The organism is uncultured Granulicatella sp. (genome assembly GCF_963516875.1).
Classification (GTDB): domain Bacteria; phylum Bacillota; class Bacilli; order Lactobacillales; family Aerococcaceae; genus Granulicatella.
On the sequence record NZ_CAUQCL010000007.1, the window covers coordinates 1 to 24,659 of the forward strand.

The 24,659-nt window shown below is 34.5% G+C and carries 15 protein-coding genes and 3 pseudogenes; 15 read left to right on the top strand and 3 right to left on the bottom strand.

The window, feature by feature from the left end; genetic code table 11:
* The 14 genes and pseudogenes from RWM24_RS04130 to RWM24_RS04195 form a co-directional block, all read left to right on the top strand.
* Positions 1-2,706: pseudogene (locus RWM24_RS04130) on the top strand (hypothetical protein); the annotation flags it as partial.
* A 315-nt stretch (positions 2,707-3,021) separates the two neighbouring features.
* Positions 3,022-5,043: pseudogene (locus RWM24_RS04135) on the top strand (SHIRT domain-containing protein); the annotation flags it as partial.
* A 594-nt stretch (positions 5,044-5,637) separates the two neighbouring features.
* A pseudogene (locus tag RWM24_RS04140) lies at positions 5,638-6,069 on the top strand (N-acetylmuramoyl-L-alanine amidase family protein); the annotation flags it as partial.
* A gap of 363 nt (positions 6,070-6,432) precedes the next feature.
* Positions 6,433-6,768: a PD-(D/E)XK nuclease family transposase gene (locus tag RWM24_RS04145; protein ID WP_314111874.1), complete on the top strand. Its 336-nt coding sequence runs from the start codon at positions 6,433-6,435 to the stop codon at positions 6,766-6,768.
* Positions 6,769-6,789: 21 nt separating this feature from the next.
* Positions 6,790-7,344: a hypothetical protein gene (locus RWM24_RS04150; RefSeq protein ID WP_314111877.1), complete on the top strand. Its 555-nt coding sequence runs from the start codon at positions 6,790-6,792 to the stop codon at positions 7,342-7,344.
* Positions 7,345-7,553: 209 nt separating this feature from the next.
* Positions 7,554-8,615, top strand: coding sequence for a PTS sugar transporter subunit IIC (locus RWM24_RS04155; RefSeq protein ID WP_314111880.1), 1,062 nt, complete (start codon positions 7,554-7,556; stop codon positions 8,613-8,615).
* A gap of 15 nt (positions 8,616-8,630) precedes the next feature.
* The gene (locus tag RWM24_RS04160) at positions 8,631-9,560 is read left to right on the top strand and encodes a 2-dehydropantoate 2-reductase (protein ID WP_314111883.1); all 930 of its coding nucleotides are present in this window, start codon (positions 8,631-8,633) and stop codon (positions 9,558-9,560) included.
* Positions 9,561-10,040: 480 nt separating this feature from the next.
* Positions 10,041-10,808, top strand: a complete 768-nt coding sequence (locus RWM24_RS04165; RefSeq protein WP_314111885.1) for an ABC transporter ATP-binding protein — start codon at positions 10,041-10,043, stop codon at positions 10,806-10,808.
* Positions 10,801-12,786: an FtsX-like permease family protein gene (locus RWM24_RS04170; protein ID WP_314111887.1), complete on the top strand. Its 1,986-nt coding sequence runs from the start codon at positions 10,801-10,803 to the stop codon at positions 12,784-12,786. Before RWM24_RS04165 ends, RWM24_RS04170 begins: the two co-directional genes overlap by 8 nt.
* Before the next feature lie 182 nt (positions 12,787-12,968).
* Entirely contained in the window at positions 12,969-14,039 is a 1,071-nt protein-coding gene (locus RWM24_RS04175) for an ABC transporter ATP-binding protein (RefSeq protein ID WP_314111890.1), read from the top strand.
* Positions 14,039-14,914 carry a sugar ABC transporter permease gene (locus RWM24_RS04180; protein ID WP_314111893.1) on the top strand — a complete coding sequence of 292 codons (876 nt, stop codon included), beginning with the start codon at positions 14,039-14,041 and terminating at the stop codon, positions 14,912-14,914. Before RWM24_RS04175 ends, RWM24_RS04180 begins: the two co-directional genes overlap by 1 nt.
* A gap of 2 nt (positions 14,915-14,916) precedes the next feature.
* The gene (locus RWM24_RS04185; RefSeq protein WP_314111896.1) at positions 14,917-15,735 is read left to right on the top strand and encodes a carbohydrate ABC transporter permease; all 819 of its coding nucleotides are present in this window, start codon (positions 14,917-14,919) and stop codon (positions 15,733-15,735) included.
* Positions 15,719-17,011 (top strand): MBL fold metallo-hydrolase, encoded by a 1,293-nt coding sequence (locus tag RWM24_RS04190; protein WP_314111898.1) that lies wholly within the window; start codon positions 15,719-15,721, stop codon positions 17,009-17,011. The genes RWM24_RS04185 and RWM24_RS04190 overlap by 17 nt, the downstream gene beginning before the upstream one ends.
* Before the next feature lie 27 nt (positions 17,012-17,038).
* Positions 17,039-18,328 carry an extracellular solute-binding protein gene (locus RWM24_RS04195; protein WP_314111901.1) on the top strand — a complete coding sequence of 430 codons (1,290 nt, stop codon included), beginning with the start codon at positions 17,039-17,041 and terminating at the stop codon, positions 18,326-18,328.
* 312 nt (positions 18,329-18,640) lie between these two features.
* On the opposite strand, the gene RWM24_RS04200 is transcribed toward RWM24_RS04195, so the two are convergent.
* The 3 genes from RWM24_RS04200 to RWM24_RS04210 all read right to left on the bottom strand — a co-directional run bounded on the left by RWM24_RS04200 (position 18,641) and on the right by RWM24_RS04210 (position 22,902).
* Entirely contained in the window at positions 18,641-21,409 is a 2,769-nt protein-coding gene (locus RWM24_RS04200; RefSeq protein WP_314111903.1) for a discoidin domain-containing protein, read from the bottom strand.
* Between the two features lie 192 nt (positions 21,410-21,601).
* Positions 21,602-22,345: a hypothetical protein gene (locus RWM24_RS04205; RefSeq protein WP_314111905.1), complete on the bottom strand. Its 744-nt coding sequence runs from the start codon at positions 22,343-22,345 to the stop codon at positions 21,602-21,604.
* A 20-nt stretch (positions 22,346-22,365) separates the two neighbouring features.
* Positions 22,366-22,902, bottom strand: a complete 537-nt coding sequence (locus RWM24_RS04210; RefSeq protein WP_314111907.1) for a hypothetical protein — start codon at positions 22,900-22,902, stop codon at positions 22,366-22,368.
* 191 nt (positions 22,903-23,093) lie between these two features.
* Between RWM24_RS04210 and RWM24_RS04215 the strand changes: the two genes are divergently transcribed.
* Positions 23,094-24,650 carry a 5'-nucleotidase C-terminal domain-containing protein gene (locus tag RWM24_RS04215; RefSeq protein WP_314111909.1) on the top strand — a complete coding sequence of 519 codons (1,557 nt, stop codon included), beginning with the start codon at positions 23,094-23,096 and terminating at the stop codon, positions 24,648-24,650.
* Positions 24,651-24,659: the final 9 nt, after the last annotated feature.

The following is a 24,659-nucleotide window of genomic DNA, read 5'->3' on the forward strand; positions in this document are numbered from 1 at the left end:
GACAAATACGTCAATACGACAACAGGCGACATCTTCGTTAAGAAAAATGGGCAATGGGAACGCGAAGGCAACCTAAAAGGACCAAAAGGCGATAAAGGTGAAACTGGAGCAGCCGGAGTAGCCGGACAAAACGGACAGAATGGACGAGACGGCAAAGACATCCTAAGCGGCACAACTGATCCAATGTCAGAAGCAGGAAAAGAAGGTGACAAATACGTCAATACGACAACAGGCGACATCTTCATTAAGAGAAATGGACAATGGGAACGCGAAGGCAATCTCAAAGGACCAAAAGGTGATAAAGGGGAAGATGGAGCAACTGGGGCAGCCGGACAAAATGGACGAGATGGACAAAACGGACAGAATGGACGAGACGGAGAAAATGGACGAGACGGAGAAAATGGACGAGACGGCAAAGACATCCTAAGTGGCACAAGCGACCCAACATCAGAAACAGGAAAAGAAGGTGACAAATACGTCAATACGACCACAGGCGACATCTTCGTTAAGAAAAACGGACAATGGGAACGCGAAGGCAATCTCAAAGGACCAAAAGGCGATAAAGGGGACACACCTACTATCACTACTCAACCAGGAGCAGATGGAATCAGTACAGATATTATTCTTACACTTCCAGGTAAAGAGCCAATTACAGTTAATGTTAAAAATGGTACGAATGGTAGAGATGGATTAAATGGTAAATCTCTAGTTGCTAAAAAAGAAGGTAACGAAACTAAGATTTATGTAGAAGATACAGCAAACCCAGGACAACCATTAGACCCTACAAAACCTCTTGCTACTATTCTTGATGGACTTAAAGGAGATAAAGGAGAAGCTGGAACAAACGGAGTAGATGGTAAATCACCAGTCATTACTATGACAGATAATGGAGATGGAACTCACTCTATTATTATTAGAAATCCAGATGGCTCTGAATCAACTACTAAAGTTAAAGATGGTAAAGATGGTAAAACAGCTACTATTACAACAACAGAAAATCCAGATGGAAGTCATACAATTACTGTCATAAATCCAGATGGTGCTTCTAAAGAAATAGTTGTTAGAGATGGTAAAACTCCGAAACTTGAAGTAATCGATAATGGCAATGGAAGTCATACCGTTAGAGTGACAGATGGAGATGGAAATGTTACAAATACTATCATCAAAGACGGTAAAGATGGTAAATCTGCAACTGCTACAACAACAGAAAATTCAGATGGCAGTCATACAGTAACGATTACAAATCCAGATGGAACTACGAATAATTTCATTGTTAAAAATGGTCGTGATGGAGTAGATGGACGTACGCCAACAGCAACAGTTCGTAACAATAATGATGGCAGCCATACGATTGTTATTACAAATCCAGATGGGGTAACAACTGAAACAACAATCCGTGATGGGCAATCGCCAAAAGTAACCATTACTGATGAACAAAATGGAACTCATAAAATTACCGTTCTAAATGGTGATGGAACAACGACTGAAATGATCATTAAAGATGGTAAATCACCAGTAGCAACTGTTACAGATAATCATGATGGTACTTACACAATTCGTGTAGAAAATGGTAATGGAACAGTTTCTGAAACGACAGTCCGTGATGGAAAATCCCCTACGGCTAAAGTCGTTAATAATGGAGATGGTACACATACGGTAACAATTGTGAATTCAGATGGTACAACAACGACTACAATCGTTCGTGATGGTCAATCACCAAAACTGGAAGTAATTGATAATCATAATGGTTCACATACTATTAAAGTGATTGGATCTGACGGAAAAGAAACAAGTACGACAATCTTTGATGGAAAATCCCCAACAGCTAAGATAGTGGATAATGGAGATGGAACTCATACTGTAATTATTGTTGATTCTAATGGACAACAATACACATCGATTATTAGAGATGGAAAAGACGGAAAAGATGGCAAGTCACCAACAGTAACTGTTCGTAATAATAATGATGGAACTCATACGATTACAATCATCAATCCAGATGGAAGTAAAACAGAAACAATCATTAAAGATGGTAAAGATGGCAAATCACCAGAAGTTACAGTGGAAGATAATGGAAATGGCACACATACTATTACAATTATTAATGTAAATGGTATTGTTTATAAAACCATTATTCGTGATGGTAAATGTGGATGTACTGATAAACCGGGAGGACATACACCAGAAAATCCAACAAATCCAAAACCAGAAAATCCGACAACTCCAGGTGGACCAACATTTGCAATGCCAGCCCCACCAGTGCATGACAAACCTGAATTTAAAGGTGGTGTACCAGGAATGCCTGCAGTACATGAAAAACCTGAGTATCCTGGAACTCCAAAAAATCCAAGTTCAGATGAAACAACGCCAGGCACACCAACACCGGGAACTTCAATGAACCCAAACCCAGGTGTACCGACACCAGGAACTTCAACAAATCCAACTCCTGTTGAACCAACATCAGAAGAAAGTACGAACCCAAATCCAAGCGTACTAACTTCAGTAGATTCAACAGATCAAAATACAGGTGTACCAATATCTGAGGGGTTAACACCAAGTAATCCGGAAGTATCAAGTGCTGTAAATGAGCATTCTGGTAGTGAATTACCTAAAACGGGTACAAAAGCAGAGTATCTTTCAATGCTTCTAGCTAGTGGAGCTTTATTAACGCTATATATTGGTAGAAGAAAAGAAGAGGAAGAATAATCGTAGTTTAAAAATTTGATTAAAATGGTTTTGTTTAGAACTTTCAAGTATCTCATAGTAATTGAGATATAAGTGCTTTAAATAAGTCATAGTGATTAAAGATAGATATTCCTGCGTAACAATTATTTTCTTAAATTCTGTTATGCAGGAAGTCTATTAACTTAACAAAAAGGATAAATATGACTTAAAAGAATGATTCAATCTATTATCATAAATCAAAGATGATAGGTAATGTGCTTCAAATGTATTAATAATTAGAATGAATGACTTAATAAACATTAATATTAAGCATTTTTAATTAAGGAGCTGAATAAAATGAAAGAAATCTTTTTGAACAAGCATAAAAAATTTTCAATAAGAAAATTAACGATTGGTACGATTTCAGTTGCGGTAGGATTAGTTTTTGTAAATGATGTAACGGGGATGAGTCGTGTGGAAGCATCGTTGTCTGTAGACGATAGTAATTATATTAATCAAACAGCAACTGATAATGGAGCCTTGGTAGAATATATTCGTCAAGCTTTAGCAACAATATCTAAAGCGGCGGATTCAACCGTATTACCAAGTAGTATTCAGAATTTAAAAGATAAAGTTCAAGCTTTATCGACTAAAAAAGAAGCAGATTATACAGAAACTGCATGGCAAGTATTTCAGGGGAAATTAACAACTGCAAAATCGGTATTAGCAGAAGCTGAAAAAGCTTATAATAAAGCAGTAACGATAAATCCTAATGCTCAATCATATGAAACAACAATCAATGAGTTGACAACTTCTTATCCAGAATATAATACGGTTGTTATCAAAGTTAGAGAAGGAGAAACTACAGAGGTTGCGGAAAATAGACATTTAACGAACATCAGAAGAATTAATCAAGTTCTAACTGCTAAGTATGCAGAGTTAAAAGAAACAGCACAATTAGTAAAAACTGTACTACCTCCAGTTGGTGGAGATATCGCTGCTCAGCAATTAGAAATTATCAATTCTGCAGAGAATATTTTGGAACTGAATAAAAAGGAATCGACATTTGCTCAAGCACAACATACTGATTTAATGGCAGGATTGTTGGAGCAACACAAGGTAACATTGTCTAATCTTTCAAATTTAAGAGGGAATATTACTTCTGAGGATCAAGCTAAAATTAAAGCCTTTTTAGAAAGTCATAATCCATCTGCAGGGGAAACTGATGTTTTTCAAGCTTTTTCTGGAGCGTTAGGGTATAAATTTAATAATGATGGTACCATAACGATTACGTATACAGATGATGGGTCGTCTGATACTGTTCCACTTAGCATTTTTGCAAAAGGTGGGTCAACACAAACAGATAGCCCAGCTGCAACATACAGTGTAACGTTCAACTATGTAAGTGGTACACCAGATAAGACTTTACCAAGTAGCATCACAGCGCCAGCAGCAGTAAATGATAAACACGCAGGTGATGTAGTGACAAGTCCAAGTGGGCAAACAGACGTAGAAGATACAGCCAATCAAGGCACATGGCACTTCAACGGCTGGGATAAAGCAAGTGTAACAATTGGCACAGCCAACGAAACAGTAACGGGAACATGGAATTTTGTACCAACACCACCAGCAGTAACTTACACTGTAACATACAATTACGTAAGCGGAACACCAGACAAGAGCTTACCAAGTAGCATCACAGCACCAGCAGTAGTGAATGAGAAACACACAGGAGATGTAGTGGCGAGTCCAACAGACCAAACGGATGTAGAAGATGCAGGCAACCAAGGGACATGGCACTTCAACGGCTGGGATAAAGCGAGTGTAACAATTGGCACAGCAAACGAAACCGTAACAGGTACATGGAATTTTGTACCAACACTACCAGTCGCAATCTACAGTGTAACGTACAACTACGTAAGCGGGACACCAGATAAGACTTTACCAAGTAGTATTACAGCGCCAGTGGCAGTTAGTGAAAAACATACTGGAGATGTAGTGGCGAGTCCAACAGGTCAAACAGACGTAGAAGATACAGCCAACCAAGGGACATGGCACTTCAACGGCTGGGATAAACCAAGTGTAACAATCGGCACAGCTAACGAAACAGTAACGGGAACATGGAATTTTGTGCCAACACCACCAGCAGCAACCTATAGTGTAACGTACAACTACGTAAGCGGGACACCAGATAAGACTTTACCAAGTAGCATCACAGCGCCAGCAGTAGTGAATGAGAAACACACAGGTGATGTAGTGGCAAGCCCAAGTGGGCAAACAGACGTAGAAGATGCAGCCAACCAAGGGATATGGCACTTTAACGGCTGGGATAAAGCAAGTGTAACAATCGGCACAGCTAACGAAACAGTAACGGGAACATGGATATTCACAGCAACACCAGGAGAAAAACCAGATACAACTTCAGGTACAACAACACCAGGAGAAAAACCAAGTACAACTCCAGGTACAACAACACCAGGAGAAAAACCAGATACAACTCCAGGTACAACAACATCAGGAGAAAAACCAGATACAACTTCAGGTACAACAATACCAGGAGAAAAACCAAGTACAACTCCAGGTGCAACAACAACAGGAGAAAAACCAGGTACAACTCCAGGCACAGTAACGCCAGGAGAAAAACCAGATACAGCTCCAGGTACAGCAACACCAGGAGAAAACCCAAGTACAACTCCAGGCACAACAACGCCAGGAGAAAACCCAAGTACAACGCCAGGAACAACCCCAGGCACAGAAACGCCAGGTGGAAACCCAGAAATGCCAAATCCGCCAGTTCATGAATTGCCAGAATTTAATGGTGGAGTCCCAGGAATACCTGAAGTACATGATAAACCAGAATTCAACGGTGGAGTTCCAACACCAGGAACTTCGACGACATCAAACCCAAGGGGAACAACACCAAGAACAACTTATCTTTTTGTGACTAGCAAAGAAGACAAGACGTTACCAAATAGTGTGGTAGAGGGTTGGAGTAAAAAAGATGGTCAATGGTTATATCAGCTTGAAGATGGTTCCCACATTGTAAATGAATGGAAGCAAATAAATGGAACATGGTATCATTTTGATAATTCCGGATTAATGCAAACTGGATGGATAAAAGAGAATGGAACATGGTACTATTTGAATGATTCAGGAGCAATGCAAACTGGATGGGTAAAAGAGAATGGAACATGGTACTACTTGAACAATTCCGGAGCAATGCAAACTGGATGGGTGAAAGAAAATGGAACATGGTACTATTTGAATCAATCAGGATCAATGGAAACAGGATGGTTCACGGTATCAGACAAATGGTATTATGCGAATGAATCAGGTGCTTTAGCAATTAATACAACTACACCAGATGGGTATACTGTTAACGCTGATGGTGAGTGGGTAGAATAAAAAGAGTTTTAGCATGCATTTGCTGTAAATTGAAACCATTCAAAAAACTTGTAAATAAGAAATAGCTCTCCGTATCACGCGGAGAGTTATTTTTCTATATACTCGGTTATTGGATACTTAATTGTAAGCGTCCAATAATGAGGTGCTTGTTATCCGACAGGAACTTCCTCTATCCTACAAATAAGAAGTAGAAATGGAGAAAATAGTAGGACAAAACAAATTTTGCCACCTAACGTTCATCAAAAAAACACAAAAAAGAAAAGAAACTTACGTCTATTCTAAAGTATGTTAATAGCTTGAGTGCCAACTAGTGGAGTTTACACAAAAATTCTTGCCACTGCCTTATTTTAAATTAGAAATATTATGAAAGAACGAATTGAAGGGGCAAGACCCATGATGGACTTAATGGCAAAAAAGATTTTTAGCAATACGGCAATCACTGCGCAATTTATACGAGACATATTTGACTTGCCAGTTGAAAGCGTAAAAATATTAGAAAGTACACAAATTCATGAATTTTATTTGGATGAATTTCCTTATTCGACTCATATTGATGTGTTGGCAGAGTTGGATGATCACACACAAATTATTATTGAAATTCAGGTAGCGTTACAAATTGACTTTATTAAGCGTTTGTGTTTATATTTATGTGAACAGATTTCCAAAAATATGAATATGTATAAAATGGATGGCACGTAAACCTATCATCTCGCAAAAGAAATGATTCCCGTATACGCTATCGCGATTACGCAGGAACGATATTTTGAAGATGATCGTATGTATCATTCATTTAGCTTAAGAGATGATGAATCCTACGAAGAATTAAAAGTATATTTTAAAGGAATCAAAGAAAAACGTAACTTAATGCGTATGGCATTTTTAGAATTAGATAAATATGATCCAACTAAAATAAAACAATATAAAAAAGTTCGATGGATTGAATTTTTCGGGAACAAACCGTATACACAAAATCCAGAGGCAATACTAGAAACAGCAGATACGATGATGAATCGAACGAATTGGACAGAGGAGGAACGAACAATGTATGATGATCGAACAAGGAAGTTAGATGGCTACTATGCGCATTTGGAGTATGTGGCAGAAGAAAAACAACTAGCAAGAATGGAAGGAATAGAAAAAGGAAGAGTAGAAGGCAGAGCAGAAGGTGCCATCATAACCATTGTTGGTTTGATAAGGAAAGGTCTTTTGTCTATTGAAAATGGAGCTCAACAGTTAAACATATCTGAATCAGAATTGACTTCGTATATGCAGTAAAAAATAACCTGAATTAATAGAATTGAAAAAGAGATCGCCGTATCATACGGTGATCTCTTTCTTATTTACAATTTTCTTGAACTTTTTCATTTGATAGACATATTGTTGTTGGACGCTTACGAAAATATCAGAGTGCGAGTTGAAAATATTACTTTGTTTTCAAAAAGAATATGATATAATGAGTCCATTGAAAAGAAAGGAGAATGAATATGGATACAAATAAAACTTATTCAGCAAAAGAGTTTACAATGACCGTATTAAATGCATTAGCATTAGGGGTAGTTGTAACTTTAATTCCGGGTGCGATTTTAGGTGAATTAACAAAAGCGTTATTACCAGTATTTCCACAAGGACAATTAATTATTCAAGCGACTCAAGTGGCTAATACTATGATGGGTGCTATTATTGGTTTAATGGTAGGACATTTCTTTAAATTTACGCCAATTCAAGCAGGAGCTATTGCTTTAGCTACTGTTTTTGCAGGAGGTGCACCTGGCTTTAATCCAGATGTTAAAGGTGTAGTATTCTCTGGTACTGGAGATATTATTACAATGGGTGTAACGGCGGCACTTGCAGCTGGATTTATTTTATGGATTGGAGATAAAGCGAGAGCTTATTCGATTATTGTAATCCCAACGGTTACATTAGTAGTCATTGGAGGGATTGGTAGACTTTCTCAACCGTACATTGTTAAAATTACAGCTTTAATTGGTCAAGGGGTAGAATTCTTATTAACATTACAACCAATTTTAATGTGTATGTTAATTGCAATGACTTTCTGTATTTTAATTGTGTCACCATTTACAACAGTAGGAATTGGTTTAGCAATTGGATTATCAGGAATTGGTTCTGGTGCTGCGAACTTAGGAATCTGTGCGGCTGGTTTTGGTTTAGCAGTTGCAGGATTAAAAGTTAATTCAGTAGGAACTTGTATTGCACACTTTATTGGATCTCCAAAAATGTCAATGGCAAATGTGATTGCAAAACCTAAAATTTTATTACCAATGTTATGTTCTTCAGCATTATTAGGTATTTTAGCAGCAGTATTTTCTATTCAAGGAACTCCTGCTAGTGCAGGTTTTGGGTTTAGTGGATTAGTAGGTCCAATTTATGCTTTAAACTTAATGGAAAATGGATGGACAGTTGGAAATATTCTATTAGTAGCAGTCATTTTTGTAGTTGCACCAATTATTTTCAACATTATTTTTATCCATGTGTTTGAAAAAGTGGTACAATGGATTCAACCGGAAGATTATAAATTAACGGTATAATAAGGAGGAATTATAATGAAAATTGCAATTGCAGGTGCGGGAGCAATGGGATGTCGCTTTGGATATATGTTAACAAAGGCAGGACAAGAAGTTGTTTTAATCGATGAATGGCCAGCGCATATTGAAGCAATTCGTACGAATGGGTTACAAGTAGTAGATGGAGATACAACAGATACATTACAAATCCCAATCTACAGACCTGAAGAAGTTCATGAAGAAGTAGATGTCGTTATTGCATTTACAAAATCAATGAAATTAGGAGAAATGCTTGAAAAAATCAAACCTATTATTCATGAAGATACAAAAGTTGTATGTTTATTAAATGGTTTAGGTCATGAATATACAATGGAAAAATATGTTCCACGTAAAAATATTATTATGGGTGTAACGATTTGGACAGCGGGAATTAATGCTCCAGGTGTAGCTCGTTTAGGTGGAACAGGTACTGTGGAAATTCAAGCAGTGGAAGAAGCAAGCGGTCGTGCGATTGCAGAAGAATTAGTTGCTGTGATGAATCAAGCAGGATTAAATGCTAGCTATAGTGAAGATGTGTTATTCTCAATTTGGAGAAAAGCATGTGTTAATGGAACAATGAATGCTACTTGTGCGATTTTAGATGCGAATATTGGAGAAGTATTCGATACTACTACAGCAGAAGCAGTTGTTGAACAAATTATTCATGAATTTGTTTCAGTTGCTCATCATGAAGGTGTAAAAATTGATGCAGCAGAAATGAAAAATTATGTTTATACTGCATCCAATAAAGTACGTGCACATTATCCATCAATGCATCAAGATTTAATGCAAAATCATCGCTTTACAGAAGTAGATTACTTAAATGGATTTGTTGCGAAACGTGGGCAAGAATATGGTATTCCAACTCCATATTGTGCGTTAATTACACAATTAATTCATGCGAAAGAACAAATTTTAAAAGTTCAATAATTCGATGAAGTGAACAGGGCGGGACGCAAGTCTCGTCTTTTTTTGTCCATAAATGAATAACCCACCTAACAGTTTAAACCGTAGTCTAAAAGGTTAGGTGGGTAGTCTTCGATGGCAGAGTTTCTGGCATAAGTGTATGATGGTTGTTATTTTTAGAATAGCTCTGCCGATCAAAGAAAAGATTAACGAAAAGAATGGAATTCTTTTCGGAAATCACAACAATAAAAAAGGAAAAATAAGTAAAATGATTATTCTTATTAATCATTTTATTATATTGTTTAAGTAATGAATTATCACTACTTTTACATCTATATTATACGATTTTTATTTCTTATTTGAAAGTAAAAATATCGAAAATTAATAAAAAATTCTTTCTTACAAAAATGTAAGAAACAAACGGAAAATGATAGCTAAAATATAGGAATACATCGTTTTTATTTGATAGAATAAATACAAATCAAAGAGAAAGTAGGAATTGACATGACATTATTAGATGTAAAACAAGTACAAAAAATTTACCATACAAGATTTGGAGCGATGCAAGTAGAGGCGTTGAAAGATATTACGTTTAGCGTTGAAAAAGGAGAATATGTTGCCATTATGGGTGAATCTGGTTCTGGTAAAACAACACTTTTAAATATTTTAGCTACATTAGATCGTCCTACAAAAGGGCAAGTATTATTGAATCAATTAGATATTCAAAATATTCCAGACAAAACATTAGCAGCCTTTCGTCGTGACCACTTAGGGTTTGTATTCCAAGATTTTAACTTACTAGAAACATTATCTGTTAAAGATAATATGTTACTTCCATTAGTTTTAGCGAAGAAAACAGTTCAAGAAATGGAGAAAAAAGTAAAACCTGTTGCCGCTTTATTAGGAATTGAAAAATTATTAGAAAAATATCCTTATGAATTATCCGGTGGTCAACAACAAAGAGTGGCTATTGGACGAGCAATGATGGCTGATCCAAGTATCTTACTAGCCGATGAACCAACAGGAGCGTTAGATTCAAAATCTTCAAGTAATATTTTAGATGTATTTGATACTTTAAATGAAAATGGCCAAACGATTTTAATGGTAACGCATAGTACATTAGCGGCTAGTCGAGCTAAACGAGTGTTATTTATTAAAGATGGAATTTTATATCATCAATTATTTAAAGGGGAACGTACGGATGAAGAAATGTTTGAAGCAATTTCTGATACGTTAACAGTAATGGCTAATCGAGGTGAGAGTCATGTTTAAATTAATTAGTTCATTAGCAGTATCCAATTTAAAGAAAAATCGAACACTTTATATTCCGTTTTCGATTGCTACTATTACGATGATGGTGATTACGTATATTTTAATGGCGCTATCTTCGAATAAAACAATATTACAAAGTAATGGTGGAAACACGGTAGTCATGGCATTAGGGTTTGGTGTTGTGATTATGTTATTGGTTTCTACCTTAACGATGATTTATGCGAATGGCTTTGTAATGAAAAATCGTTCAAAAGAATTTGGATTATATAGTATTTTAGGATTAGGTCGCTCACAAATTCAATTGTTACAAGTAGTTGAAATGCTATTGTTCGCAGTGATGAACCTGATTGTAGGACTTGTATTAGGCGTATTGTTCAATCGATTAGCCTTTGCCTTATTATTAAAAGCAATGCGCTTTAACGTTCCAATTTCATATGAATTCCAAATTGCATCAGTTATTATCATTGGAATTTTATTTAGTGGGATTTTTGTCTTCTTAATGATTTTAAATGCGATTAAAATTAGAGTTAGTCGTCCATTAGAATTATTACGTGAAAAGAAATCAGGAGAAAAAACAGGTCGTTTCTTAAGTGTTCGAGCTCTAATTGGGGTAGCGATTTTAGGGTCTGCTTATTATATTTCTCAATCCATTGAGAGTCCGATTAAAGCGTTAGGTTGGTTCTTTGTTGCAGTTATTTTAGTAGTCATCGCAACTTATATTTTATTTGATGCTGGAAGTATTGCACTGTTACGTTTCTTGAAAAATCGTAAAACATTTTATTATCGCCCAATCAACTTCATCTCAGTTTCTAATTTGATTTTTAGAATGAGAAAAAATGCGATGGGCTTAGCAAGTATTTGTATTTTATCAACAATGGTTCTTGTAACTCTTGGAACAACTGGTTCATTACAATTTGGTGCACAGGAAGTCATTAATCGAACAAGTCCAACGGATTTTACTTTTAGAAATATGTTTCGTAATCCTGAAGAAACAGCCCAATATTCAAAAGAGGCGAAACAATTAGCGGCAAGTGCTTCTTCAAAAGTGACAGATTATTTTGAGTACTCTTATATTTTAACAGGGGGAAATCAAGAAGGAAATGTATTAGATACAAACGTTAAAAAACTAGGTGCTCTTCCAGAATCAATGGTTGTTCTTGTATCCGTGGAAGATTATAATCGTAATACTGGAGAAAATATCACTGTTAAACCTGGAGAAATGGTAATAGGAGAACAATATACTGAGAAAACAAAACCAAGCTTTACTCAAGTAGCAGTTGGAGAAAATACTTTTTCAATTGGACAAGTTATTGAAGTGAATAAGTTTGCTGCAGGATTAATTGTAAATCCGAATATAACCAATCATTCTTATATTGGACTTATAAATGAAGAAGATATGGCAAAAGTTGTTCCATATTACAGTAAAGATAACGATGCAGGATATCGTGCTTATACAAGACATTATATTGCATTATGGAATACTTCTAGTCAAACTGATGAGGAGAAGAAAAAAGAATTAGAAGCGTATCAACAATCTGATATTGCTGGAGGAATCGATGGGAAAATTGAAATTGCTCAATTATTATTCCAATTTTATGGTTCCCTATTATTCTTAGGAATCTTATTAGCGATTGCCTTTTCAGTAGGAGCAGTTTTAGTCATTTACTACAAACAAGTTTCTGAAGGATATGAAGACCGTGAACGTTATGTTATCTTGAAGAAGATTGGAATTGATCAACCAATGATTCATCAATCGATTAATCGTCAAGTATTAATTGTATTCTTCTTACCATTGTTAACAGCGTTCTTACACACTGCATTATCGTATAATATGGTAAGCAAAATTGTGTTCATCTTTGGAATTAAAGGAAGTATTATTGCTTTAACAATGTTAGCAGTAGCAGGAGTCTTTATGCTTGCTTACTTCTTAGTTTACAAAATTACTTCAAGAGAATACTTCAAAATTATCAATCGATAGTAAAAATAAACGTCTTTAGTGAAAGCTAGAGGCGTTTTTTATTCAAAAAATTTTCAGTAATTATGCGAAAAAGTTCGTAGAAAAAATATTTTTTTAAAAAATTCTTAACATTTGTATCGCATGAAAGCGTAAAACATGGTATACTGGAATGTATTCAAGTAAAGAAATTTGGAGGTTTACTCATGATTGATGTTATCGACTTAAATAAAGTATTCGATAATGGCTTTGAAGCATTAAAATCCGTTAACTTTTCAATTGAACAAGGGGATTTAGTATGTTTATTAGGGCCTAGTGGTTGCGGAAAATCAACTATTTTAAATATGATTGCAGGGTTATTACAACCAACTGGTGGAGATATCCAATTTAAAAAATCTTCTGTTATTAATACAGAGCCAAAAGATAGAAATATTGGATTTGTATTCCAAAACTATGCATTATATCCTCATATGACAGTGTTAGAGAACATTATGTTCCCATTAACAGTAGGGGAAAAGAAAATCTCAAAAGAAGAAGCTAAAAAAGTTGCAGAAGAATACATGCAATTAACAAATATTGAGGAATTAGCTGAGAAAAAACCTGGTACTTTATCAGGGGGACAACAACAACGTGTTGCGATTACTCGTGCGTTAGTTCAAAAACCAGAAGTATTATTACTAGACGAACCATTAAGTAACTTAGATGCTCGTTTACGTTTGAAAATTCGTGAAGAAATTCGTCGTTTAGTAAAAGAAGTGGGAATTACAACAATCTTCGTAACTCACGACCAAGAAGAAGCTTTATCAATCAGTGATAAAATTATCTTATTAAATGAAGGTGTTATCCAACAACATGATGACCCTCAAAACTTATATTTAGAACCAAATAATTTATTTGTAGCTAAATTTATCGGAAATCCAATTATTAACATTTCAGAAGTGGATGTAAAAGATGGTGTTATTAGTCATCCGTCATTTACTTTACAAGCAAGTGAATTAGTGGAAAGTCGTTTCCGTAAAGGCTTAGAAAACGGACATTACTATTTAGGATTACGTCCTGAAGATTTAGTTCCAAGTGAAAATGGATTATTTACAGTAACCGTTACGGCTGTTGAATTAATTGGTCGTGAACGTATTTTACACTTTACATTAGGAGAACAAGATATTAAATCAATCGTAAGTGTGGAACATAAGATTGAAGAAGGAGACACACTTTCATTTGACCTTCTAAGACATAAATTATTCTTATTCGATCAAAATGGAGAACGTGTATACTAATGAAAAAATATAATCCTGAGAATCAACCAAAGGCGTGGTTATTCCTTCTTCCGTCATTAGGTGTGATTTTACTATTTAATATTTACCCATTAATTCGTTCGTTTTGGATGAGTTTCCAAAAGGGTTCATTGTTAAAACTTCAATTTACAGGTTTATCAAACTATCAAAAAGTTTTAGCAGATCCAGTATTCCATAAAGCATTAATCAATACAGCTTTATATGCATTTGTGGTAGTACCAGTTGCGCTATGTATTTCAGTTGTGATTGCTTGGATTATCTTTGAAAAGGTGAAACATAAGAGTGTGTTTGAAACAATTTTCTTCATGCCATATGTTACAAGTACAATCGCAATTGGGATTGTGTTCCGTTATTTCTTTAATGGAAGTTATGGATTAATCAACTTCTTACTAGGTTTAGTAGGAATTCCAGCAGTAAACTGGTTAGATAATGTCAATATGAGCATGCCAACATTAATTATTTTTGGTATTTGGACAGGACTTGCCTTTAATATCATTATTTTATTAGCTGGTTTAAGAAATATTGACCCAGAACATTTTAAAATTGCAAAAATGTTTGGTGCTACAGAAAAAGAAATTTTCTGGAGAATTACATTCCCTCAATTAGTTCCAACAATTGCATTCTTATCTACAGTGAACTTAATTGGTGCCTTCAAAGTATATACACAAGTATATGCATTATTTGGAGGAACAGCAGGGGTTGCTAATAGTGCGACAACAGCAGTGTACTATATTTACGACAAGTTCCATGTAGCTGGTCGTCCAGGGATTGCGATGGCAGCAACTGTAATCTTATTTGTGATTATTCTAATTGCTACTTTCTTCCAAAATAAATTCTTGAGAAGAGCGGAGGGTTAATCATGAAAAAAGTGATCAATTATTTATTATTAGCACTGATTGTGATTTTATCAATCATTACCGTATTCCCATTTGTTTATATGATTTTGACAGGATTAATGACCTATGCGGAAGCAACAAGTATTCCACCAACATTAATTCCTAAATCATTACAATGGCAAAACTACATTGAAGTATTCCAAAGAGCACCGTTCTTACGCTACTTTGCTAATACATTATTTGTATCATTATTTACAACTGCTGCAACAGTCGTTACTTCATTATTAGCAGCATTTGCTTTAACAAGTTTAGAGTTTAAATATAAAAAAGTTGTGACAATGGTGATGGTTTCACTATTAATGGTTCCTTATGAATCAATTATCTTTACCAACTATCAAACAATTGCACAATTAGGATTATTAGATACTTATCTAGCTTTAATCCTTCCATTTTTAACTAGTATTTTCTATATCTACTATCTAAATGGTTATCTTCGTGGAATTCCAAGTACATTCTACAAAGCAGCTAAAATTGATGGTGCATCTGATTTAGAATATATTCGTCGAATTTTAGTGCCAATGTGTAAGCCAGCGCTTGTAACAGTTGGAATTTTAACATTTATTATGAGCTGGAATTCATTCCTATGGCCATTACTTGCAACAAACACTAAATACTTCCGTCTATTAAACAACGGGTTATCAGCCTTCACGACTGAAAGTGGTAGTGATGTTCAATTACAAATGGCTGCCGCAACATTGACAGTAGTTCCTATTTTGATTATCTATTTCGTATTTAGAAAAGAAATTATCAGAGGGGTTGCTAAGAATGGTATCAAAGGATAAAACCGTTGTTACATTCCATAGCGGAATTCTAACAATAGGAGGAACAGTTATCGAAGTTAGTTATGGGAATTCTCATATTTTCTTTGACTTCGGAACTGAGTTTCGTCCAGAATTAGATTTACCAGATGAACAGTTACAAACACTGATTCAATATGGGATTATCCCAAAATTAAATCATGTTTATGATCCACGTTTGGGATATGAGTACGATGGAGAAGAAACGGGGGAGTATGAAAATACAGCAGTATTTTTATCACATGCTCATTTAGATCATTCAAGAATGATTAATTACTTAGACCCAGCTATTCCATTGTATACATTAAAAGAAACAAAAATGATTTTAAATAGTTTGAATCGTAATGGAGATTTTTTATTACCAACACCGTTGGAAAAATCTCCTTATACGAGAGAAATGATTGGCTTAGAACCAAATGCAGTTGTCACAGTTGGAGACATCACCGTTGAAGTTGTTCCAGTAGACCATGATGCGTATGGCGCAAGTGCGTTGTTAATTCGAACTCCAGATCATTTCATTACCTATACAGGTGATTTAAGATTACATGGTTATATTCCTGAAGCAACAGTTGAGTTTTGTAAAAAAGCAAAACATACACAGATGTTGATGATGGAAGGGGTAACGATTAGTTTCCCGGAAAGACCTGTTGATCCAGCTGAAATTAAACCAGCAAATGAATTAGAAGTCATTGAAAAAGTGGTTCAATTTCAAAAAGAAAATCCAAATCGTTCGATAGCTTTTAATGGTTATCCAGCGAATGTGGAACGCTTCGCAAAAATTGTAGAGCAATCTCCACGAACGGTAGTATTAGAAGCTCATATGGCAGCTTTACTGCAAGAAGTTTTTGGAATTCACGCTCATTATTATTATTCAAATGAAGCAAAACAGATTCCAGAATTAAATCCTAATTTTGAAGTTTCCTATCAAACACTAATAGACGATCAAAAGCAGTATTTTTGGCAAGTAGTAGATAATTTTGATAAACTACAAGAAGGAACACTGTACCTTCACTGTGATGCCCAACCATTAGGTGATTTTGATCCGAATTATCAAGTGTTCCTCGATTTATTAGCGAAACATCACATCGAATTTGTGAAAATCGCTTGTTCAGGTCATGCAAAACCTGCGGATTTAGACCGTATTATTGCAATGATTGAACCCCAACTTTTGGTTCCAATCCATACATTAAAACCAGAAAGACTGGAAAATCCGTATGGTGAAAGAATATTGCCACATCGTGGCGAAAAAATTGTGTTGTAAAACTATAAAAGAAAAAGGAGTACAATTATGAAATTCAAATCTTTAGTAAAAGCGACACTTGCGACAACATCAGTTTTAGTTTTAGGAGCTTGCGGCAATAGCGCATCAAACTCACAAAAAGAAACTAAAGCAGACATTAAAACAGAAGTAAAAGAGGAAACAAAAATTACTTTCTGGCATGCCTTAAATGGTAAATTAGAGGAAACTCTAACGAAATTAACAGAGGAGTTCATGGCTAAAAATCCTAATGTGAAAATTGAGTTACAAAACCAATCTTCATATAAAGATTTACAAGCTAAAATTAACTCTACATTAACTTCACCAAAAGATTTACCAACAATTACACAAGCATACCCAGGATGGTTATGGAATGCTGCAGATCAAGATCAATTAGTTGATTTAAAACCTTACTTAGAAAACTCAACTATTGGTATCAAAGATGATGCTGCAATTCGTTCAGAATTATTAAAAGGTGCTCAAATTAATGGTGTACAATATGGTATTCCATTTAACAAATCAACAGAAGTTTTATTCTACAATGCTGATTTATTAAAAGAGTATGGTGTTAAAGTACCAACTACTTTAGATGAATTAAAAGAAGCAGCTAAAACAATTTATGAAAAATCAAATCACCAAGTTGTAGGTGCTGGTTTTGACTCATTAAATAACTACTATGCAACTGGTATTGTGAACAAAGGTGTTCAATTCAACAAAGAATTAGACATTACTGGTAAAGAATCAAAAGAAGTAGTTTCTTACTATGCTGATGGTATTAAAGAAGGTTACTTCCGTACAGCTGGTTCAGATAAATATTTATCAGGACCATTTGCTAACAAACAAATTGCAATGTATGTAGGTTCAACTGCGGGTGAATCATTCGTAGCTAAAGGTGCTAAAGAAGCTGGATATGAATATGGTGTAGCTCCTCGTCCAGAAAAAATTAGTATCCAACAAGGTACTGATATTTATATGTTCCAAAGTGCTTCTGAAGAACAACGTACTGCAGCTTACTTATTCTTAAAATTCTTAGCTTCTCCTGAGTCTCAATTAACTTGGGCACAAGCTACAGGTTATATTCCAGTTGTTTCTAAAGTGTTAGATAGTGCAGAATACAAAAATTCTAAATCTAAAGTTCCAGCAGCAATGGCTGAAGGTAAAAAAGAATTATTCTCAATTCCTGTAATTGAAAATGCTGACTCTGCATATGCAGAAATCACTAAGATTCAAGAAAAAGTTTATAGTGATGTAAATGGTTCAAGCGTTGATAAAGTGTTAGAAGCTTCTAAAGCTGAATTCCAATCAGTTTGGAACCAATAATGTTGAATTAGACTTCCCGATATAGTAGCAAAGGACGCAAGCAAACCTGACGGTTTCATTGCTAAAATTTGAGCCTAGGGTCTCGAAGTTTCCTGCAGTATCAGCCAGTGTGGCTGATACTGCTCATACTACTATAGGAAGTCTATTCTTATTTTATGGATGTATATTGGGGTACGTTTGAAAGGAGACTTCCTTAATAGTAGTATTAGGACGCCAGTAGACCTTCGGTCTCATGGTAGTGCTACTATAGGAAGTCTTTTCTTATTTAAGTCGTAAAAAAACACACTAAATTTTTAGTGTGTTTTTTATGATTTAATCTTCATCTGTTACTTTTGAGTTTAATGTTGTTCCCCAATGTGTAATTGTACGGTGGGATTTATTTAACAATAAATTATTATCATAAATTGGTTGCCACCAGTTCCAGAATAAACCAGTTGCTTTTTCAATTTTGATTCTAATATTATGCATATTACTTTTAACTTTGAAATTAAGAGTATATCCTGAAGTACGATTATATCCATTTCCTTCCCATGAACGAGAACGGATGGATGTTGTTCCATCACTATTTTGAATTGTTTCATCCCAGAAAATCTTATAGCGAGCGATATAAGCACCCTTATGTTGAATGATAATCTCTTTATCAGGAATGGATGGTGTTATTGTTTGTTGTACTGGTTTTATTTGTTTAATGTTAATAGTCTTGGTAGGATTAAAACGAAAAACTTCAACTTCAGCAAGGCTAAGAGCCTGATGTTGATGTCTTAATTGTACACGTACATAACGTCCTAGTTTTCCATTAAATTGAATATCTAATTGATTTTTTTGAAGATGATTAATATATTGTCTAGAAACTTCTTGTCCCTTATCATCATATAAGATGACATCAAAGTTTGATAAACGTTTGGCTACTTCGCCATCACCACGATTGAATAATCTTACTAATCCTACTTGTTCACTTCGACCTAAGTCTACTTGCCACCAAGCTTTATTTTCAAAATTTGTATGTGTAATAGAATTTTGAGAATAAGTATCATTTGTGTTTCCATCTAAAGCACGGTTTGCATCTCCACCATAAGCTGTTGAACTTTGTGAAGCTTGTTTTTTCCAAGCGATATTTTCAGCTCGTAAAACTTGGACTTCTGCAAGACTAAGTGCATTATGTCCTTCTAATTCAATTCGAACAAATCGTGCTTTTTTATAATCAATCGCAAGTTGAGCAGAAGTATTTGTTAAAGCAGAGATACGTTTACGCTCAATTTCATTACCAAAGCTATCTAAAAGAATGACGTTGAAATTCGAAAGTCGGTCTTGTGCAGTATCAGTACGATTGAAAATATTAATTTGACGAATCGTTTCTTCTTTATCTAAATCGACTTGCCACCAAGGTTTTGATTGGAAATTTGTATGAGTAACAGATTGATGACCAAAATCTCCGTCAGTTTTACCATCGACTGCTCGACTTGCGTCTCCACCAAATGCAGTAGAACTTTGAGTTACTCGTTTACCTAAAGCGATATTCACAAAAGGTTCTTCACTTGGTTGAGTTGGATTTGATGGAGTAGGTGTTTTTTTAATAAATTGAATTTTATCCAACTTAGGATCTTGATATCCTAGCTTATCTAATGTTGAACGTTTACGGATATTAAAATTATCGAATAAATTTAAACGACTTTCAAAATATCCTCGAGCACCATGTTTCAAATTAGCATTACCCGTAGAAGTGACAACATCAGCATCATTATGGATTAATGGACCAACAACGTTATCATTATCGACTACATAATGTTTGATTTTTCCATTTAAGGCTAATTTCTTACTTTCTAATCCAACATCCCAAAATCCATTATTCGCATTCCAAACAGTACGTGATGTAATGACTTTAGGTGCGTTAAAAGTAGTAACCTTTTTAAGGACTTGGTCATAAAATTTAGGATATTTTTGATAAGCTTCAACAGCAGCAATTTGTGCTAAGTAACCTCCAAGTGAATGTCCAGTCATATATAAATTCGTAATACTTGAATCTTTTGCTAATTCACCAATAACTTTTCTAATATCATCAGCTTGGGCAGGTTTATTTCCACCAAATAATACTAAATCTGTTGTTAAATCCTTCATATCATCTGGGTTAGTTCCACGAATTGCTAACATTTGAACAGTATTATCTTTTAGATATGCTAAGTCACTTTTAGTTTCAAATAAAAATGCATCCATTCCACTATCTGTGTGATAAGATTTTTTCATTTTCCAGAATGGTGCTAATTCATTATGCATCATTTTGTATTCTTGTTCTTTAAGAAATAAACTTGGGAAAGGATTTTTGTGATCTAAGACTTTATTAATGTACTGTTCATCATAGTAGGCAAGATTCATAAAGAAAATAGCATCTCTATCAGTAACATACCATTGTTTTTTATTATCATCTTCATTATCTAGTAACCCATCACCATCACTGTCTTCTAGAAGAGGATGACTATTATATCCGATATATTCATGATTATTTTTTCGATAAATATAGATTTCGTCCTTATTTTTAATGCCATCATGATCATCATCACCTTCTGGATCTAAAGGTTTTTCACCATATAAAGAATTATCCATTAAGTTATTTTCTGTATGTAATTCACCTTTTGAAATTTTAAGGGCATCCTCTTTAGTAAGATTTCTAATAGGATGATGATTTTCAGCAGCTGGTTTTTCTATTTCTGTTTCAATAAATTGTTTTTGGATAACAGCCGATGGTTCGTTCGAACTTCTTTCAGTTTGAGTAGGAACTTTTGAATTTGTTGATTTATCTCCAGAAACAGAAGCTCCATTATTTTGAATTGGCTGATTTATTTTTGGTTGAGTAGAATTTAAATTTTCTTCTGATCTTGCTGTAGATTTTTTGTCAGATAAGTCAATTTGTTTAGAATTAATTTGAGTAGAAGTATTATTAATTCCTTGATTTATTTTTTGAGATTGTGAAATAGTGTCAGCGCTAGCGATTTGAGTATTAAAAAATATCGAACTTATAGCTATAGAAGCAACACCGATACTTAATTTTCTAATACTAAAATTCAAAAAAGATTGTTTAAAATTCATATAATAATTCCTTTCATAATAGTACTTTTAGTATACATGAAAGAGAAAGTAGAAACAATTTTTTAGCATTAAAAAAACAAATTATTTTTAAGTGGAGCGATGAATATAAAAAATATTACTTTGTGAAAAAGACCGTAGAACTGAAACTTTTCTACGGTCTTTTTACGATAAATTGTACTTTTAAAAAATTAATTAAACTAATTCTCCATTGTGATTTACAGAATAACCGTCAGGAGTTGTTGTATTCATGGCTAAAGCACCTGTGTTATAAGCATAGTACCATTTTCCATTATCTTTGAACCAACCAGTTTTCATTGCACCTGTAGAATCAAGATAGTACCAATAGCCACCAGTTGCTACCCAACCAGTTTTCATTGCGCCAGAATTATCAAGGAAGTACCAAGAGTTCCCGCTTTTTAGCCAGCCAGTTTTTACAATACCATTGCTGTTTAGATAGTACCAAGAACCATTTGAAGATATCCAGCCTGTTTTCATCCAGCCTTCATTATCGAAGAAGTACCAATTACCATCAATTTGTTTCCAATTTGTTGCATAATTACCATTAGAGTATTGATACCACCATTTATTTCCAGATTGTTTCCAAGTACCAGTTAAAACATTTTGTGTTAATTGTGATTTTAAATATTTAATAAATTCGGAAGGATTGTTAGTAGAAAAATAGGTTCTTTGTCCAGGTATATTTTTGAAAGAGCTAGTTTTCGTTATATGGTTTCCGATAACATTATAGCTTTCATCAAATAAATTAGCCTTAGTTGAAATTTCTTGAATACGAGAAGATAAAATTTCTGTATATAAAATGGCTGGTCCGTAATTACCAACTAATGATTCAGAATCTCCAGAAGAACTAGCTAAGCTTTGTGCAACTGCAATCCAACCATTTTTGTGTGCTGGATTATCGAATGCTGCGAGTCCCATATGAGTATATTCAGGATTAATTAGTGATTCATAATGTCCAGTTTGGCCTGATACGGATTGTCCTTCAAGTTTTTTTGATAGTCTGCTTTTTCAGCATACCACTGTTGAATAGCTGCCATAAAGCCACCGTAATTCCAAGCTAAATTTTCAGAATAAGTATAAATTCCACTAGGAAATGCACTTTGAAGATCTTTATTTGATAAGCGTACATGCCCCATTGAAATAGAAGCCTCTACAGCACGAGTGATAGCAGTTTGTTCTAATGCTGTTGACCATTTAATTGGAATATATGTAACAAGACCTTCATCTGCTGCTTCTTTACGAATTTCGTTAATACGATTGATAATTGCTTGTTTGTCTGGAGTTAATAATTCCCCTTGAATTCCAATTAAAGAATTTTCTGAAGAAGATGAAGTTGTCTCAGAAGCTAAAACATTTACTTGTGTTCCATTCATTGTTTTGGTGGAATATAGTCTATCATTAGCTAAAACTTGACTTGAAAGTGTAGCTCCTATTAAAGAAAATAGAAATAAACTTGAGAATATTATTTTTTTCATATGAAATCCCCTTTTTATATGTAATATATTTTAATTTTATCATAAGGAAAAGAAATTTGACAAATAATGAACAAGAAATGCATAAATGAATGATAACTTTTCTTTAGGAATAAAGGGGAAGAATCTATCTATTTATTTTGATTTTTGTATGATACAATGAACTGTGACTAAAGAGTGAAATGAGGGATAAAATGGAAATCAAAATTATTGAAACAAGTGATATGCATGGGTATGTGTTACCTACAAACTATGCTGAAAGAAATTTAGATTTAGGATTTAGTACAGCTAAAGCTGCAACCATTATTAAAAAAATCAAAAAAGAAGCAAAAGGCCCAGTTATTCAAATTGAAAATGGTGACTTTATTCAAGGTTCTCCATTAAGTTATTATGTTCGTAAACAAGGTCATCATATTGCCCATGACTTAACAAAAGTTTTAAACTATTTAGAATATGATTTAGGAATTTTAGGAAACCATGAATTCAACTATGGATTAGACTATTTACGTGAAGCCATTGAATCCTACAATCATCCAATTATTTGTGCGAATATTCTTTCTAAAACTGGTGAACAAGTATTTGGAGAACCGTATCGTATTATTGAAAAAGAAGGCGTTAAAATTGCCGTTTTAGGGTTAACAACTCCTTATATTCCAAAATGGGAACAACCTGCAACCGTTAAAGATTTAACCTTTATTAGTGCTTTAGAAACTGCACAGAAATATGTGCCAGAAATGCGTGAAAAAGCGGATATCGTAGTGGTGACTTACCATGGAGGGTTTGAATCAGACTTAGAAACGGGTGAACCTACAGAATTATTAACAGGAGAAAATGAAGGGTATGCGATTGCGACTAAAGTACCTGGAATTGATGCGCTTGTAACAGGACACCAACACCGTGTGATTGCGACAAAAGTGAATGGCGTTCCTGTTATTCAACCAGGATATCGTGGAGCTTATGTAGGTGAGATTAGCTTACATGTTGAAAAAGAAGGCGACCGTTATGTAGTTGTGAATAGCCAAGCGAAATTACATGAAACAGCGGGAGTTAAAGCGGATCCTAAAGTGTTAGAAATGTTTGAAGAATTACAAGCAGATGTAGAAAATTGGTTAGACACACCAGTAGGAACTGTTGTGGGAGATATGACGATTACAGATCCACAACAAGCAAGATTAGTAGAACATCCGTATATTGAATTTATTAATAAAGTTCAAATGGAAGCAACGGGTGCAGATATTTCGGGAACAGCTTTATTCAATAATGAAGGACGAGGATTTGGTTCTCAAATTGCGATGCGTGATGTCATTACAAACTACATTTATCCAAATACTTTAGCAGTGTTAAAAATTTCTGGAGAAGATTTACGTTTAGCATTAGAAAGAGTTGCGACTTACTTTATTGTAAAAGACGGAGAAGTTCAATTTAATCCAAAATATATTGAACCAAAACCACAATATTACAATTATGATATGTATGAAGGTATTGAGTATACACTTGATTTTACAAAACCATTTGGTGAACGAGTGACAAGATTAGACTATCATGGAGCTCCTGTTCAAGATACGGATGAATTAGAAGTTGTAACAAACCAATATCGTGCAGTAGGTGGCGGAAACTATGCCATGTTTAAACCAGAAAAAATTGTACGTGAAGTTCAAATTGATATGACGGAATTAATTGCCGATTATATGAAAAAACATCCTGTATTAGAAGCAACAACGAACCAAAACTTCAAGACAATTACAAAATAATTTTTTAAA